Source organism: Burkholderia sp. AcTa6-5 (genome assembly GCF_017815075.1).
GTDB lineage: Bacteria > Pseudomonadota > Gammaproteobacteria > Burkholderiales > Burkholderiaceae > Burkholderia > Burkholderia sola.
In genome coordinates, this window is the sequence record NZ_JAGIQE010000003.1 from 321782 (window position 1) to 337323 (window position 15542).

The window sequence follows — 15542 nt, forward strand, 5'->3', positions numbered from 1 at the left end:
GCCGCGGCCCGCATGCCGGGCCACCCTGCCAACAAACCTGCCATCCACGAAACGCTCCGGCGCCGGCAGTCAGCGCCGGGGCGGCCGGCAACCTGCCGGCCCACCCCGGAAAGGGTCTTACATGTTCTCGATCAGCACTTCGCCGAAGCCGGAGCACGACACCTGCGTCGCGCCTTCCATCAGGCGCGCGAAGTCGTACGTGACGCGCTTCTGCAGGATCGACTTCTCCATCGCGGCGATGATCGTGTCGGCTGCTTCCGTCCAGCCGAGGTGGCGCAGCATCATTTCCGCCGACAGGATCTCGGAACCCGGGTTCACGTAATCCTTGCCCGCGTACTTCGGCGCCGTGCCGTGCGTCGCCTCGAACATCGCGACCGAATCCGACAGGTTCGCGCCCGGCGCGATCCCGATGCCGCCGACCTGCGCGGCCAGCGCGTCGGAGATGTAGTCGCCGTTCAGGTTCAGCGTCGCGATCACGTCGTATTCGGCCGGGCGCAGCAGGATCTGCTGCAGGAACGCGTCGGCGATCGAATCCTTGATCACGATCTCGTTGCCCGTCTTCGGGTTCTTCACGCGCATCCACGGGCCGCCGTCGATCAACTCGCCGCCGAATTCCTTCTGCGCGAGCGCGTAGCCGGCGTCACGGAACAGGCCTTCCGTGAACTTCATGATGTTGCCCTTGTGCACCAGCGTGACCGACTTGCGATCGTTGTCGATCGCATACTGGATCGCCTTGCGCACGAGACGCTCGGTGCCTTCGGTCGACACGGGCTTGACGCCGATCCCGGACGTTTCCGGGAAGCGGATCTTCTTCACGCCCATCTCGTCCTGCAGGAACTTGATCACCTTCTTCGCCTGCTCGGAGCCCGCGGCCCATTCGATGCCCGCGTAGATGTCTTCCGAATTCTCGCGGAAGATCACCATGTCGATCTTCTGCGGTTCGCGCACCGGCGACGGCACGCCCTTGAAGTACTGGACCGGGCGCAGGCACACGTACAGGTCGAGCTCCTGGCGCAGCGCGACGTTCAGCGAACGGATGCCGCCGCCGACCGGGGTCGTGAGCGGCCCCTTGATCGACACCACGTATTCCTTCAGCACCTGCAGCGTTTCGTCCGGCAGCCACACGTCCGGACCGTACACCTTGGTCGCCTTCTCGCCCGCGAAGATCTCCATCCAGTGGATCTTGCGCTGGCCCTTGTACGCATGCGCGACCGCCGCGTCGACGACCTTGATCATGACCGGCGTGATATCGAAGCCCGTACCGTCGCCTTCGATATAGGGAATGATCGGCTGATCGGAAACGTTGAGCGAGAAGTCCTTGTTGACGGTGATCTTGTCACCGCCCTCCGGAACCTTGATGTGCTGATACGGCATGATCGACTCCAGTGACGTGGCTGAGCAGGTGATGCTGGTCGAAGCTGCGCGCGCGGCGGGGCGAGGCATGGCCACCCCGTGACGACAACAGCGAGCCGCTATTCTAGCGCCCCAACCGGGCACTTCGGCGCGAACCGCGGCACTGCGTATCAAGACCTCACTTATGTCTTATATAAGACAGAGGACTTGCCGTTCCGTATTATGCATTAAGATTCCGCCATTTGCCATAGACCGCCCGCCCCCGCTTCCCGCGGGGCGCCGGGCGGGCGCCCCGCCATGAACCTGATCGCCCTCAACAAGCCGTTCGGCACGATTTGCCAGTTTTCCGCGCACGAGACGCGACCGTCGCTCGGCGACTGGGTAAAAACGCCCGGCGTGTATGCGGCCGGCCGGCTCGACGCGGACAGCGAGGGGCTGCTGCTGCTCACCGACGACGGCGCGCTGCAGGCCCGCATCGCGGAGCCGCGCCACAAGCTGGTGAAGCGCTACTGGGCGCAGGTCGACGGCGCGCCGGGGCCGGCCGACCTGAAGGCGCTCGCACGCGGCGTCGACCTCGGCGACTACGTGACGCGCCCGTGCCGCGCCGAATTCATCGAGCCGCCCGACACGCTGTGGCCGCGCAATCCGCCGATCCGCTACCGCGCCGCGATCCCGACCACGTGGATCGAGCTGGCGATCACCGAGGGCAAGAACCGGCAGGTACGCCGGATGACGGCGGCCGTCGGCTTCCCGACGTTGCGTCTGGTGCGCGTCGGCATCGGCGCGCTCGATATATTCGCGCTCGGCATTGCGCCGGGCGAAACAATCGCGCTGCCGCCGCGCGCGCCGTGGGACGGTTTCGCGCTGGCCGGATGACGAATCCGGGACGCGCGAATTTTTCGTCATCTTTTTCGTCAACCACCCGCGCAGATCGCGCGTTAAATCACGCAGATGCCAACCTTAGCTATCCGGCATTGGCAGCCGAACCCGTGTTTGCGTCACGAAAGCGACGTTTTATTCGAATACGATTCGGCGCCCGCAGCGCAAAGAGAAATTTCTCGAAGCGTCTGTCAACCGAAAGGTGGATGGCACCGTTAGACGACATGACTCCTATTGCCGGGTCATTTGGTTAATTAACTAAAGCTGAGGAACACAACATGAACAAACTGATCGCCGCTCTGGTCGCTGGCCTCTTCGCAACGGCTGCTTTCGCACAAGCTTCGGCTCCGGAAGCTGCTCCGGCAGCAGCAGAAGCTGCTTCGGCACCGGCTAAGCACGCTGCCAAGAAGCACCACGCTGCCAAGAAGCACCACAAGGCATCGAAGAAGGCTGCAGCAAGCGACGCAGCAGCACCGGCAGCTGCTTCGAACTAAGTAAGCAAGCTGTAATAACGCAGTCAAGAACACGCAGTCCTGCCGTTCTTACGGCGTTGAAAGGCAGATCACCGCAAGGCGATCTGCCTTTTTCTTTTTTGTGCCCGCCGGCACGCATCGCGTACCATGCGGGTCTCGTTTTCCAGACAGGAGCCATGCTGTGCACTTCTCCCTGCGCCCGTCGCTCGGCCGCCTTGCGCGTGCCGCCGTGTTTCCCGCCGCGCTCGCCGTCCTCGCGCTCGGCATGCAGGCCGCCGGCGCGCAAGTGCCGCCCGGCGCCAAGCAGCCGAGCGAGTTCCCGCGCGTGAAGCTGCGCGCCGGCATGTACGTGATCGACGCGGCCGTCGCCGCGAACGACGCCGACCGCGAACAGGGGCTGATGTACCGTTCGCAGCTCGCGCCGAACGAAGGCATGCTGTTCGTCTTCAACGAGAACGCCGTGCACTGCTTCTGGATGAAGAACACACTGATTCCGCTGTCGATCGCGTTCATCCGCGCCGACGGCACGATCACCGACATCGACGAAATGCGCGCGGAAACCACCGACAACCACTGCCCGCGCAACAACGGCGTCTATGCGCTGGAAATGAGCAAGGGCTGGTTCGCCGCGAAAGGCATCAAGCCCGGCATGAAGCTCGACGGCCTGCCGAGGGCCCAGTAACCGCCACGGCCCGCGCGGCGGCATCGCGTCGCGCACCGACCGACAGCCGGCCACCCGTCATTTCTTGTCGGACGCCGGCTTTTTTTTCGCCCGCCGGCGGCGCCCGCCTTGATTCGGCACCCGCTGCCCGCATCTGCAAAAGCCACGGACAAGCGCTATCCTTTAAATCTCGCTAGTTCCAGCCCGGGCCGGCACCCAATCAGCCGGCCCGCTTACGATCCGAACCACCAGGAGGTTCACGTGCCCCGCAAAACCCCCATCGAGCGCTATAGAAATATCGGGATCAGCGCTCACATCGATGCCGGCAAGACCACGACGACCGAGCGCATCCTGTTTTACACCGGCGTGAGCCACAAGATCGGTGAAGTGCACGACGGCGCGGCCACGATGGACTGGATGGAGCAGGAGCAGGAACGCGGCATCACGATCACGTCGGCCGCGACCACGGCCTTCTGGAAGGGCATGGCCGGCAACTATCCGGAACACCGGATCAACATCATCGATACGCCCGGGCACGTCGACTTCACGATCGAAGTCGAGCGCTCGATGCGCGTGCTCGACGGCGCGTGCATGGTCTACGACTCGGTCGGCGGCGTGCAGCCGCAATCCGAGACCGTGTGGCGCCAGGCGAACAAGTACAAGGTGCCGCGCATCGCGTTCGTCAACAAGATGGACCGGATCGGCGCCGACTTCTTCCGCGTGCAGAAGCAGATCGGCGAGCGCCTGAAAGGCGTCGCCGTGCCGATCCAGATTCCGATCGGCGCGGAAGACCATTTCCAGGGCGTCGTCGATCTCGTGAAGATGAAGGCGATCGTGTGGGACGACGAAAGCCAGGGCGTGAAGTTCACGTACGAGGACATCCCCGCGAACCTCGTCGAGCTCGCGCACGAATGGCGCGAGAAGATGGTCGAGGCCGCGGCCGAAGCGAGCGAGGAACTGCTCGAGAAGTATCTGCACGACCATGAATCGCTGACCGAGGACGAGATCAAGGCCGCGCTGCGCCAGCGCACGATCGCGAACGAGATCGTGCCGATGCTGTGCGGCAGCGCGTTCAAGAACAAGGGCGTGCAGGCGATGCTCGACGCGGTGATCGACTACCTGCCGTCGCCGGTCGACGTGCCCGCGATCCTCGGTCACGATTTCGCCGATCCGGAAAAGCCGGCGGAACGTCATCCGAGCGATGACGAGCCGTTCTCGTCGCTCGCGTTCAAGATCATGACCGACCCGTTCGTCGGCCAGCTGATCTTCTTCCGCGTGTATTCGGGCGTCGTCGAGTCTGGCGACACGGTGCTCAACGCGACGAAGGACAAGAAGGAACGGCTCGGCCGGATCCTGCAGATGCACGCGAACGAGCGCAAGGAAATCAAGGAAGTGCGCGCGGGCGACATCGCGGCGGCCGTCGGCCTGAAGGAAGCGACCACCGGCGACACGCTGTGCGATCCGGCCAAGCCGATCATCCTGGAAAAGATGGAATTCCCGGAGCCGGTGATCTCGCAGGCCGTCGAGCCGAAAACGAAGGCCGACCAGGAAAAGATGGGCCTCGCGCTGAACCGTCTCGCGCAGGAGGATCCGTCGTTCCGCGTGCAGACCGACGAAGAGTCCGGCCAGACCATCATTTCGGGGATGGGCGAGCTCCACCTCGAAATCCTGGTCGACCGGATGAAGCGCGAGTTCGGCGTCGAGGCGACGGTCGGCAAGCCGCAGGTCGCGTATCGCGAAACGGTGCGCACGACGGCGGCCGATGTCGAAGGCAAGTTCGTCAAGCAGTCGGGCGGGCGCGGCCAGTACGGCCATGCGGTGATCACGCTGGAGCCGAACCCCGGCAAGGGCTATGAGTTCCTCGACGAGATCAAGGGCGGCGTGATTCCGCGCGAGTTCATCCCGGCCGTCGACAAGGGCATCACCGAGACGCTGAAGAGCGGCGTGCTCGCGGGCTACCCGGTCGTCGACGTGAAGGTGCATCTGACGTTCGGTTCGTACCACGACGTCGACTCGAACGAAAACGCGTTCCGGATGGCCGGCTCGATGGCGTTCAAGGAAGCGATGCGCAAGGCGAAGCCGGTGCTGCTCGAGCCGATGATGGCCGTCGAGGTCGAGACGCCCGAGGACTTCATGGGCAACGTGATGGGCGACCTGTCGAGCCGGCGCGGCATCGTGCAGGGGATGGAGGACATCGCGGGCGGCGGCGGCAAGCTGGTGCGCGCCGAGGTGCCGCTCGCGGAAATGTTCGGCTATTCGACGTCGCTGCGTTCGGCCACGCAGGGCCGCGCGACATACACGATGGAGTTCAAGCATTACGCGGAAACGCCGGCGAACGTGTCGGAAGCCGTGATCAACGCGAAAGTGAAGTAAGCGCCGCTCGCTCGCGCTTCGGCGCATGCGCACAAGGCCCGTCCGGTTCATTCCGGACGGGCTTTTTTTCGTCCGGCGCGCATCGCGTTCGCGGCTTGTCGATCGGCGTGCCGCGCTTTTTTTCGCGTGCCACAATGGATGGCGTTTCGTCAGATGGAACCCGCCCGATGCCGCCCACCCCTGCCCTGCGCCGCCTGCTGACCCTCTATGCCGGCCTGATCGCCGCGAACGTCGCCGTCTGGCTGTGGGCGCTCGCGGTGCTGCACGACCATCCGCTGCTGCTCGGCACCGCGGCGATCGCATACGGGCTCGGGCTGCGTCATGCGGTCGACGCGGATCACATCGCCGCGATCGACGTCGCGACGCGCAAGCTGATGCAGGACGGCCAGCGTCCGGTGAGCGTCGGCCTGTTCTTTTCGCTCGGTCATTCGACGATCGTGATCGCGGCGACGCTCGGTATCGCGCTGACAGCGTTCGCGCTGCGCGACCGGTTCGATGCATTCCGCGAGATCGGCGGCACGATCGGCACGGCGGTATCGGCTACCTTCCTGCTGGTGCTCGCGTGCGTGAACCTGATGATCCTGCGCGACGTGTGGCGACGCTATCGCGGCGCGTCCGGGCACACGCACGACGGCGCGCACGAGCATCGTCCCGCCGGACTCGTATCGCGGTTGCTGCGCCCGCTGTTCCGGTTCGTGTCGAAGAGCTGGCACATGTATCCGGTCGGCGTGCTGTTCGGGCTCGGTTTCGATACTGCAACCGAAATCGGCCTGCTCGCGATCGCCGCCGCGCAGGCGAGCCAGGGGCTGCCGGTCTATACGGTCATGCTGTTTCCCGCGCTTTTCACCGCCGGCATGACGCTGATCGACTCGACCGACAACGTGCTGATGATTCAGGCATACGGCTGGGCAATGGACGATCCGCAGCGCAAGCTGCTCTACAACGCGAGCATCACGTTCGTCTCGGCGGCCGTCGCGCTGGCGATCGGCGGGATCGAGGCAGCCGGCCTGCTGGCCGACAAGCTGTCGCTGACGGGCCCCGTGCGCGACACGCTCGACGCGCTCGGCGAACGCTTCGGCTCGATCGGCTACGGCATCGTCGCGCTGTTCCTCGTCTGCTGGATCGCGTCGATCCTGTTCCACCGCTGGCAACGCGCGGCCGACGCGCCGGCGCGCTGAACGACTCCTCCGACGTTTCATTCCGGAAACAAAACGCTCCCCTACGACGTTGCATGCGCGGTCACGCGACTGCGCCCGCCTTTACCGACGGGCCCGAGCGGCCGATGGCACGAATCTCGCAGAGTGAGATTCGCACGGCGGGCCCGCGTGCCGATCCGCGTTCGCGGCTGACGTCCAGCGTCGGCCCGAAGGCGATCGGCCGACGATAGGACTACGAATCTTTTACGCCCCCCTGCACCACACGTAAATCGTCGCGCGGCTACGAGGCATCGCGCGCATGGGGAGGCCATGATGCATAAAACGAAACAACCGTTCCGCGCGGCGGGACGGCGCCCTCGTGCAACCTTGCTGGCCGTGGCCGCGTTCGCGTGCTGCTGCTCGTATGCGGTCGCACAGAACACGACGCCTGACGCCGCGCCCGACGCGAACGCCAGCGCGGACACCATCATGACGCTCGTCGAGAACGCATCGCCGTGCGCCGCCAATCCGGCTGCGTGCGCGGTACACGTGTATGCCGGCCGGGGCGTCGGTAATGGCGGCGCCGGTGCGGGCGGCAGCGGAAACGGAAACGGCGGCGCCGGTGCGGGCGGCAGCGGAAACGGCGGCGGCACCGGGAATGGGAACGGTAGCGGCGGCAACAACGGGAACGGCGCCGTCGGACCTGCGGGTGTCGGCGGAACGACAGGCGGAACCTCCGGCAGTACGAACGGCACGGGCCGCGGAGGCAATGCGTCCGGGAACGGTGGTTCAGGTGGTGGGACTTCGGGCGGCGGCACTTCCGGTGGAGGCACCTCGGGTGGCGGCACTTCCGGTGGCGGCACTTCGGGTGGCGGCACTTCGGGTGGCGGCACCTCGGGTGGCGGCACTTCGGGTGGCGGCACTTCGGGTGGCGGTACCTCGGGTGGCGGTACCTCGGGTGGCGGCACTTCGGGTGGCGGTACCTCGGGTGGCGGCACTTCGGGTGGCGGCACCTCGGGTGGCGGCACTTCCGGTGGTGGCACTTCCGGCGGCGGCACTTCGGGTGGCGGCACTTCCGGTGGCGGCACTTCCGGTGGCGGTGGCCACGGTGGTGGTGGCGATGGTGACGGCGGCGGTCACGGCAACGGCGGCGGTCACGGCAACGGCGGCGGTCATGGCGACGGTGGCGGTCACGGCGACGGTGGCGGCCATGGTGACGGCGGTGGTCACGGCGACGGCGGCGGCCATGGTGACGGCGGTGGTCACGGCGACGGCGGCGGCCATGGTGACGGCGGTGGTCACGGCAACGGCGGCGGCCATGGTGACGGTGGCGGTCACGGCAACGGCGGCGGCCATGGCGATGGTGGCGGTCACGGCAACGGCGGTGGTCATGGTGGCGGCGGCGGCGGTCACGGCAACGGCGGTGGTCATGGTGGCGGCGGCGGTCACGGCAACGGCGGTGGCGGCGGTGGCGGTGGCGGTGGCGGTGGCGGTGGCAGCGGTGGCAGCGGCGGCAGCGGCGGCAGCGGCGGCAGCAGCGGTGGCACCGGCGGCAGCGGCGGCAGCGGCGGCAGCGGTGGCGGCAGCGGTGGCGGCAGCGGTGGCGGCAGCGGTGGCGGCAGCGGTGGCGGCAGCGGTGGCGGCAGCGGTGGCAGCGGTGGCAGCGGTGGCAGCGGCGGCAGCGGCGGCGGCGGCGGCGGCGGCGGCCATGGTAACGGCGGAGGTGGCCACGGAAACGGCGGTGGTGGCGCGGGCAACGGCGGCGGTAACGGCAATGGCGCCGGTGGCAATGGCGGTGGAAACGGTAACGGCGGGAGCGGCGGAAGCGGCGGCGCCAACGGCACCGGCGGCCACGGCAATGGCGGCGGCAACGGTAACGGCAATGGCAGTGGCGGCGCCGGCAACGGCGGGGCCAACGGCGTCGGCAACGGCCGTGGCGCCGGCAACGGCAACGGCGGCGGTCCCGGCAACGGCGGATCGTCGGGCGGCCGCCACTGACCCGAAGCGTTGCCCGGCTGAAGTCGGTCAGAGCATCTCGAGCGCGCGCTTGCTGCGCGGCGGACGGAAATACGCGTCAAGCTGCGCGCGCTCGTCATCGCTGAACACGACATCGAGCGCGGCGCGGTTGTCGCGCACGTGCTCGATCCGCGACGCCTTCGGAATCGCGAATACACCCGGCTGCGCGAGCACCCATGCCAGTGCGACGCGCGTCACCGACACGCCGCGCAGCCGCGCGATGTCGTCGAGCGGCGAGCGTTTCGGCAGCCGCCCGTGATCGACCGGGCTGTACGCCATCGCCGGGATCCGACGATCGGCCAGCCACGGCAGCAGGTCGAACTCCGGGCCGCGTCGCGCGATGTTGTAGAGAATCTGGTTGGTGGCGCACGCCCCGCCGCCCGCGTCGTCGACGAGTTCGGCCATGTCGGCCGTATCGAAGTTGCTCACGCCCCAGTGCCGGATCTTGCCCGCACGCTGCAACGCGTTGAAACCCTCGACCGTTTCCGCGAGCGGCACCGAACCGCGCCAGTGCAGCAGGTACAGGTCGAGGCGATCGGTACGCAGGCGCTTGAGGCTCGCGTCGCACGCGGCGACAACGCCGCGCCGGCTCGCATGGTGCGGATAGACCTTGCTGACGAGGAACACGTCGTCGCGCAGGCCCGCAAGCGCGTCACCGACCAGTTCCTCGGTCGCGCCGTCGCCGTACATCTCCGCGGTATCGACCAACGTCATTCCGAGCTCGACGCCCTCGCGCAGCGCGGCGATCTCGTCCGCGCGCCGCGCCGGCCGCTCCCCCATTTCCCAGGTGCCCAGGCCCAGCTTCGGAATCGTCTCGCCGTTCGGCAAAACGACCGTGGCGATCGTGTCTGTCATGCGTTTCCTCGTGGCGGATTCGTGGCCGCACACCGCGGCCGAAGCATCGGATACGACGCATCAGTGTAGTCAATCGGTGCGCCCCCGGCCTATTACGCGGCAAAAACCGGCTATAACGGCGCGGCATGATGACTTAGAATGGCCGCAACCTGATCGATACCCATTGTATGAAGGCACCCACGGACGACCGCTGGCAGGACCTGCGCCCCGACCCCGACAACGATACGCCGCTCTACCTGCAGCTCGCCCGCAAGCTCGGCGATGCGATCCACGACAACCGCTGGACGGCCGGCGAGGCGCTGCCGTCCGAGCGCGTGTTGTCCGAAGCGCTCGGCGTGTCGCGCATCACCGCGCGCAAGGCGATCGCGCTGCTCGTCGAGCAAGGCCTGATCCGTCGCACGCAGGGCGCCGGCAACTTCATCCAGCCGCGCTACGAGGATCCGCTGTCGCGGCTGTCGAGCTTCAGCGAAATGCTCGAGCGCCGCGGCTTCAAGCCGAGCTCGCAGTGGCTAGCGCGCGAAATTCAGCCCGCGAACCGCGACGAAGTGATCCAGCTCGGGCTGTCGCCGGCCGCATCGGTAACACGCCTGAAACGTTTGCGTCTCGCCGACGGCATCGTGATGGCCGTCGAGAATTCGACGTTCCCCGCGACGCTGATTCCCGATCCGCAGGCGATCGTCGGCTCGCTGTACAGCTATCTCGAAGCGCGCGGCACGCCGATCGTGCGCGCGCTGCAGCATTTCCGCGCGGTCAACGCGACCAACGAGATCGCCGAGCAGATGGGCATCGCCCCGCACGACGCGCTGCTGCTGATCACGCGGATCGGCTATACGTCCGACCAGCGCGCGATCGAACTGACCGATACCTACTGCCGCAACGACTACTACGATTTCGTCGTCGAACTGCGCAAGTAACGCGACGCGCGTCGCCGGCGCTCACAGCCAGCGCGCGTCGTCGGTGCCGAGCGGCACGGGCGGCCGCGCGAACGACGGCGGCGTCGCCGACAGTCGCTCGGCCGGCCGCACGGTGTCGAGCACGCCGAACGGCGACGCGATGCGGTCGATCCGGTCGCGCACGTCGGCCAACGCGAGATCGGGCGCGTGCAACCCGTCCGGCACCGCGCCGAACGACTGCAGCCAGCGCCCCGTCTGCGCGAGCGACATCCGCACGTGCCAGCTTCCCCCTTCGCGCGCCCGCCGCGCGAGCGCGATCATCGCGCCGAACGCCGCGAGATACCCCGTTGCATGATCGAGCGCCTGGCACGGCAGATGGCGCGGCCCGCGCGCCTGCACGGCCTGCTGCTCCTGCCATGCGATTCCGCTCGCCGACTGCACGAGGCTGTCGAACCCGCGCCGCTTCGCCCATGGCCCTGCATGCCCGTACGCCGACACCGACACGTAGACGATGCCGGGCCGCCGTTCGGCCAATGCCTGCGGCGCGAAACCGCGCGCCGCGAGCGCGCCGGGCCGGTACGACTGCAGAAACACGTCCGCCTCGCGCGCGAGCGCGCGCAGCGTATCGACGCCTGCCGCGTCGCGCAGATCGATCCGCGTCGAGCGCTTGCCACGCCCGTTGTCGATCACGAGCGGCGCGATGTTCGGCAGGTGCGGACCGTTGACGAGCAGCGTCTGCGCGCCGTGGGACGCCAGCGTGCGGCCCGCGACCGGCCCCGCGATGATGCGCGTGAGATCGAGCACGCGCACACCGGCCAGCGGCTGGCCGGCTTCGCCGCGGCCGATCGGCTCGGCCGGTGCGTCGCCGATCCGCTCGATCTCGAACAGCGGCAGCGACGCGATCGCGTGCGCCTGCTCGTGCGCCGCCCATTCATCAGGGGTTCTGATCAATGCCGCGCACAGGCCGGCGTCGGCCAGCGCGGTATCGAGCGCCGCGCCGTCCCACGTACGGATCGCGGCGGCGACGTCGGCGGGCTGCGGGCCGCAGCCGAGCACGTCGAGAATGCCGTGCAAATGATGCGGGAAATTCGCGTGCAGCTGAATCCATCGTCCGTCACCCGTCTCGAAGAAGCCGGTCACCGGATGGCGCAGCTCCGGCGGCGGCCCGTCGTCCACGCGCAGGTAGCGTTCGCTGCGGAACGCCACGAGCGCGTCGCGCACCGATACGTCGACCGATTGCGCCACGCCCGTTCGCAGCCGATGGCATTCGGCTGCCGCGAGCCCGGCCGCGGCGATCGTCGCGGCAGCGAGCGTGCCGACATGAAACGTCGACGGCAGCGTCGGGTCCTGCCCCGTCACGGTCGTGCGGGCCAGCGCGTCGCGCTCGCCACGTGCGAGTTGCCAAAGATGCGCCAATGCGGATTCGGGTGTCATGGCGGAGGAGACGCCGTTGAGGAGACGGAATCGAGTCTAGAATTCGCGACAGGCGCGATCAATCTTGATTGCGCGAATCAATACATAACGAATAGTCGTAACGGGCCCGCGCTTCATGCGCGGCGACAGGAGCCACCGGCATGACATCCGTCAGTGCGCAGGAAGCCGCGGGCATGCTCGGCGTCAGCGTGAGCACGCTCTACGCGTACGTGAGCCGCGGCCTGCTACGCTCGCTGCCCGACGGCGCGACGAAGCGCCGCCGCTACGACGCCAACGAGGTGCGCCTGCTCGCGCGCCGCCGCGCCGACGCGAAACGCGCGGGCGGTGTCGCCGAACGTTCGCTCGACTGGGGTGTGCCCGTCCTGGAATCGCGGATCACGCAGATCGCCGACGGCCGCCTGCGCTACCGCGGCGTCGATGCACTCGCGCTGGCCGACGCGGCGACGCTCGAAGAAACGGCCGCGCGGCTGTGGGACTGTCCGCCCGCGCGGCTGGCCGCCGCGTCGCTCGCTTCCGGCGGTTTCGATGCGGCGCAGTGGGACGACTGGGCGCGTCGCTGGGCGCATCTCGCACCGCTCGAACGCACGCTGGTGCTGCTGCCGGCCGCGGCCGCATCGCTGCCGCGCCTGTGGGCGCAAGGGCGCGATGCGCAGCTCGATGCCGCGGCGCTGCTGCTGCGCGTCGCGACGGCTGCGCTCGCCGGCATCGCGCCGGGCGACGCGCCCGTGCACCGCCAGCTCGCGGCCGCGTGGCGCGTGCGGCGGCGCAACGAAGCCGACCTGCTGCGGCGTGCGCTCGTGTTGTGCGCCGATCACGAACTGAATCCGTCGACCTTCGCGGTGCGCTGCATCGCATCGACCGGCACCCATCTGTTCGGTGCGATCTCGGGCGGGCTCGCGGCGCTGTCGGGGCCGCGTCACGGCGGCGAGACGTTCCGCGCCGGCACGCTGCTCGACGAAGCGGCCCGCGCCGCCGATCTCGATCGCTACCTCGCGCTGCGGCTGGCGCACGACGAACGCGCGGACGGCGGGCGCACGGCCCTGTCCGGCTTCGCGCACCCGCTGTACCCCGACGGCGACCCGCGCGCACGGGCGCTGCTCGATGCGCTGCATGCGACGGCGCCCGACCGGCCGGCGCTGCGCGCGGCGCGCGCGCTCGCCGCATGCGTCGAAGCAGCGACGGGCCTGCGGCCGACGATCGATTTCGCGCTCGCGGTGCTGGAGCGCACGCTCGCGCTGCCCGACGGCGCGGCGTTCACGCTGTTCGCGGCCGGCCGCACGGCCGGCTGGATCGCGCACGCGCTCGAACAGTACGCGGACGGAAAGCTGATCCGGCCGCGCGCACGCTACGTCGGCAGCGACGCGGCCGGGTGACGCCGGCCGTCGCGCCATGCGGCGAACGGGCGCCACCACGCGGGCGCGGTGCGCACGGCCGGCACCGCCAATGGCCCGAACGCGAACGTCGCGCCGCGCGGCCCGGCGCTGACCCACGCGCGCGTGCCGGGCAGCAACGTCAACGATTCGCCCGCGCCCAGCCAGTGATCGTCTGGCCGGCCCTCGACGGTCACCCACACGTCGCCTTCGGCCACTTCGAGCAGCGTACGATCGACGATCCGCCACCGTCCGGCCGGCTCGTCGCCGTCCATTACGTAAAGTCGCAGTTCGCGCATCGCAGCCTCCTGGTCGCACCGGTTCGATGACACCAGTATTTCGGAGAGCGGCCGCCCCCGGACAGATACGGCCGCGAACAGTTCCGGCTGAACTGTACTGGCCGCCCGACGGGGACAGGCAGCCGGCCGCCGCGCCGGCCCGGTCCGGCCGGAACCGCACGACATACCGCGCAGAATCTGCAAGGCGCGGCGGCTTTCCCTACAATGTCGGCTGTCCCGCGCCACCGCCCCCCGCCGTCATGTTCCAAAGCCCGCCCGCCGCCGCTCCCGGCGAAAAGAACCTCACCGTGATGCTCTGGCTCGTTGCGACGGGCTTCTTCATGCAGACGCTCGACGCGACGATCGTCAACACGGCGCTGCCGTCGATGGCCGCGAGCCTCGGCGAATCGCCGCTGCGGATGCAATCGGTCGTGATCGCGTACTCGCTGACGATGGCGGTGATGATCCCCGTGTCGGGGTGGCTCGCCGATACGTTCGGCACGCGGCGCGTGTTCTTCAGCGCGATCCTGGTGTTCTCGCTCGGCTCGCTGCTGTGCGCGAACGCGCATACGCTGACGCAGCTCGTCGCGTTCCGCGTCGTGCAGGGCGTCGGCGGCGCGATGCTGCTGCCGGTCGGGCGGCTCGCGGTGCTGCGCACGTTCCCGGCCGAGCGCTACCTGCCCGCGCTGTCGTTCGTCGCGATTCCGGGCCTGATCGGCCCGTTGATCGGGCCGACGCTCGGCGGCTGGCTCGTGAAGATCGCGTCGTGGCACTGGATCTTCCTGATCAACGTGCCGGTCGGCGTCGCGGGCTGCATCGCGACCTTCTATTCGATGCCCGATTCGCGCAACCCGGCCGCCGGCCGCTTCGACCTGAAGGGCTATCTGCTGCTGACGATCGGGATGGTCGCGATCTCGCTGTCGCTCGACGGGCTAGCCGATCTCGGCATGCAGCACGCGGCCGTACTGGTGCTGCTGATCCTGAGCCTCGCGTGCTTCGTCGCGTACGGGCTGTACGCGGTGCGCGCGCCGCAGCCGATCTTCTCGCTCGAGCTGTTCAAGATCCACACGTTCAGCGTCGGGCTGCTCGGCAACCTGTTCGCGCGGATCGGCAGCGGCGCGATGCCGTACCTGATCCCGCTGCTGCTGCAGGTGAGCCTCGGCTACTCGGCGTTCGAGGCCGGGCTGATGATGCTGCCGGTCGCGGCAGCCGGCATGTTCTCGAAGCGGATCATCACGCGGCTGATCACGCAGCACGGCTATCGCAAGGTGCTGCTCGCGAACACGATCATGGTCGGCGTGATGATGGCGAGCTTCGCGCTGATGCGCGACACGGTGCCGGTGTGGGTGAAGGTCGTGCATCTCGCGCTGTTCGGCGGCTTCAACTCGATGCAGTTCACCGCGATGAATACGCTGACGCTGAAGGATCTCGGCACCGGCGGCGCGAGCAGCGGCAACAGCCTGTTCTCGCTCGTGCAGATGCTGTCGATGAGCCTCGGCGTCACGGTCGCCGGCGCGCTGCTCGCGACGTTCACCGGCATGCTGCGCACCGTGACGCCGAGCAACACGCTGCCGGCGTTCCATGCGACGTTCATCTGCGTCGGGATCATCACGGCCGCGTCCGCGTGGATCTTCGCGCAGCTCGCGCCCGAGATCCGCAGCACCGCGCGCAAGACCGACCCGTCCGAGCGCGCGTGACCGGCGGCGCGCGCCGAATCGGGCCCGCGCGCACCATCGCGGTGCAACGCGGCCCGGCACGCGTGCGCGTATCGACCGCGACCGGCGGCCGCACGTGGCGCCCTGCCGTGCATGCTTCTTGCTC

13 protein-coding genes are annotated in these 15542 nt (G+C 68.4%); 9 read left to right on the top strand and 4 right to left on the bottom strand.

Translation table 11 applies throughout. The features are described 5' to 3' along the window. Positions 1–117: 117 nt before the first annotated feature. The gene (gene icd / locus J8I33_RS06575; RefSeq protein ID WP_039368210.1) at positions 118–1374 is read right to left on the bottom strand and encodes an NADP-dependent isocitrate dehydrogenase; all 1257 of its coding nucleotides are present in this window, start codon (positions 1372–1374) and stop codon (positions 118–120) included. Positions 1375–1650: 276 nt separating this feature from the next. Between icd and J8I33_RS06580 the strand changes: the two genes are divergently transcribed. From J8I33_RS06580 to J8I33_RS34425, 6 genes are all read left to right on the top strand, one after another. Further along, complete coding sequence (locus tag J8I33_RS06580) at positions 1651–2229, top strand: pseudouridine synthase (protein ID WP_124631849.1); 579 nt, start codon at positions 1651–1653, stop codon at positions 2227–2229. Positions 2230–2510: 281 nt separating this feature from the next. Further along, positions 2511–2726 (top strand): hypothetical protein, encoded by a 216-nt coding sequence (locus tag J8I33_RS06585; protein WP_011352970.1) that lies wholly within the window; start codon positions 2511–2513, stop codon positions 2724–2726. 160 nt (positions 2727–2886) lie between these two features. Then, complete coding sequence (locus J8I33_RS06590) at positions 2887–3387, top strand: DUF192 domain-containing protein (protein ID WP_006490889.1); 501 nt, start codon at positions 2887–2889, stop codon at positions 3385–3387. Between the two features lie 240 nt (positions 3388–3627). After that, positions 3628–5739, top strand: coding sequence for an elongation factor G (fusA, locus tag J8I33_RS06595; RefSeq protein ID WP_023477042.1), 2112 nt, complete (start codon positions 3628–3630; stop codon positions 5737–5739). 167 nt (positions 5740–5906) lie between these two features. After that, the gene (locus tag J8I33_RS06600; protein ID WP_176016093.1) at positions 5907–6917 is read left to right on the top strand and encodes a HoxN/HupN/NixA family nickel/cobalt transporter; all 1011 of its coding nucleotides are present in this window, start codon (positions 5907–5909) and stop codon (positions 6915–6917) included. Between the two features lie 291 nt (positions 6918–7208). Beyond that, positions 7209–8873, top strand: a complete 1665-nt coding sequence (locus J8I33_RS34425; RefSeq protein WP_245171593.1) for a hypothetical protein — start codon at positions 7209–7211, stop codon at positions 8871–8873. A gap of 27 nt (positions 8874–8900) precedes the next feature. Here J8I33_RS34425 and J8I33_RS06610 read toward each other — a convergent pair whose 3' ends face one another. Next, a complete protein-coding gene (locus J8I33_RS06610) occupies positions 8901–9746 on the bottom strand; it encodes an aldo/keto reductase (protein WP_209933999.1) in 846 nt (281 codons plus the stop codon). Between the two features lie 167 nt (positions 9747–9913). Here J8I33_RS06610 and J8I33_RS06615 point away from each other — a divergent pair, with 167 nt between their 5' ends. Beyond that, positions 9914–10660 (top strand): GntR family transcriptional regulator, encoded by a 747-nt coding sequence (locus J8I33_RS06615; protein WP_050017088.1) that lies wholly within the window; start codon positions 9914–9916, stop codon positions 10658–10660. A gap of 21 nt (positions 10661–10681) precedes the next feature. Here J8I33_RS06615 and J8I33_RS06620 read toward each other — a convergent pair whose 3' ends face one another. Beyond that, the gene (locus tag J8I33_RS06620; protein WP_089488755.1) at positions 10682–12073 is read right to left on the bottom strand and encodes a CoA transferase; all 1392 of its coding nucleotides are present in this window, start codon (positions 12071–12073) and stop codon (positions 10682–10684) included. A gap of 140 nt (positions 12074–12213) precedes the next feature. Between J8I33_RS06620 and J8I33_RS06625 the strand changes: the two genes are divergently transcribed. After that, positions 12214–13446: a citrate/2-methylcitrate synthase gene (locus J8I33_RS06625; protein ID WP_209934008.1), complete on the top strand. Its 1233-nt coding sequence runs from the start codon at positions 12214–12216 to the stop codon at positions 13444–13446. Here J8I33_RS06625 and J8I33_RS06630 read toward each other — a convergent pair. Then, positions 13419–13742, bottom strand: a complete 324-nt coding sequence (locus J8I33_RS06630) for a DUF2917 domain-containing protein (RefSeq protein WP_124595613.1) — start codon at positions 13740–13742, stop codon at positions 13419–13421. The two genes, J8I33_RS06625 and J8I33_RS06630, sit on opposite strands and share 28 nt — an antisense overlap. 239 nt (positions 13743–13981) lie before the next feature. On the opposite strand from J8I33_RS06630, the gene mdtD reads away from it, so the two are divergent. Further along, a complete protein-coding gene (gene mdtD / locus J8I33_RS06635) occupies positions 13982–15418 on the top strand; it encodes a multidrug transporter subunit MdtD (protein ID WP_124595614.1) in 1437 nt (478 codons plus the stop codon). Positions 15419–15542: the final 124 nt, after the last annotated feature.

Coding starts and splice junctions, on each gene's coding strand:
- icd (WP_039368210.1), bottom strand. CDS start 1,374: ATGCCGTATCAGCACATCAAGGTTCCGGAGGGCGGTGACAAGATCACC.
- J8I33_RS06580 (WP_124631849.1), top strand. CDS start 1,651: ATGAACCTGATCGCCCTCAACAAGCCGTTCGGCACGATTTGCCAGTTT.
- J8I33_RS06585 (WP_011352970.1), top strand. CDS start 2,511: ATGAACAAACTGATCGCCGCTCTGGTCGCTGGCCTCTTCGCAACGGCT.
- J8I33_RS06600 (WP_176016093.1), top strand. CDS start 5,907: ATGCCGCCCACCCCTGCCCTGCGCCGCCTGCTGACCCTCTATGCCGGC.
- J8I33_RS34425 (WP_245171593.1), top strand. CDS start 7,209: ATGCATAAAACGAAACAACCGTTCCGCGCGGCGGGACGGCGCCCTCGT.
- J8I33_RS06610 (WP_209933999.1), bottom strand. CDS start 9,746: ATGACAGACACGATCGCCACGGTCGTTTTGCCGAACGGCGAGACGATT.
- J8I33_RS06615 (WP_050017088.1), top strand. CDS start 9,914: ATGAAGGCACCCACGGACGACCGCTGGCAGGACCTGCGCCCCGACCCC.
- J8I33_RS06620 (WP_089488755.1), bottom strand. CDS start 12,073: ATGACACCCGAATCCGCATTGGCGCATCTTTGGCAACTCGCACGTGGC.
- J8I33_RS06625 (WP_209934008.1), top strand. CDS start 12,214: ATGACATCCGTCAGTGCGCAGGAAGCCGCGGGCATGCTCGGCGTCAGC.
- J8I33_RS06630 (WP_124595613.1), bottom strand. CDS start 13,742: ATGCGCGAACTGCGACTTTACGTAATGGACGGCGACGAGCCGGCCGGA.
- mdtD (WP_124595614.1), top strand. CDS start 13,982: ATGTTCCAAAGCCCGCCCGCCGCCGCTCCCGGCGAAAAGAACCTCACC.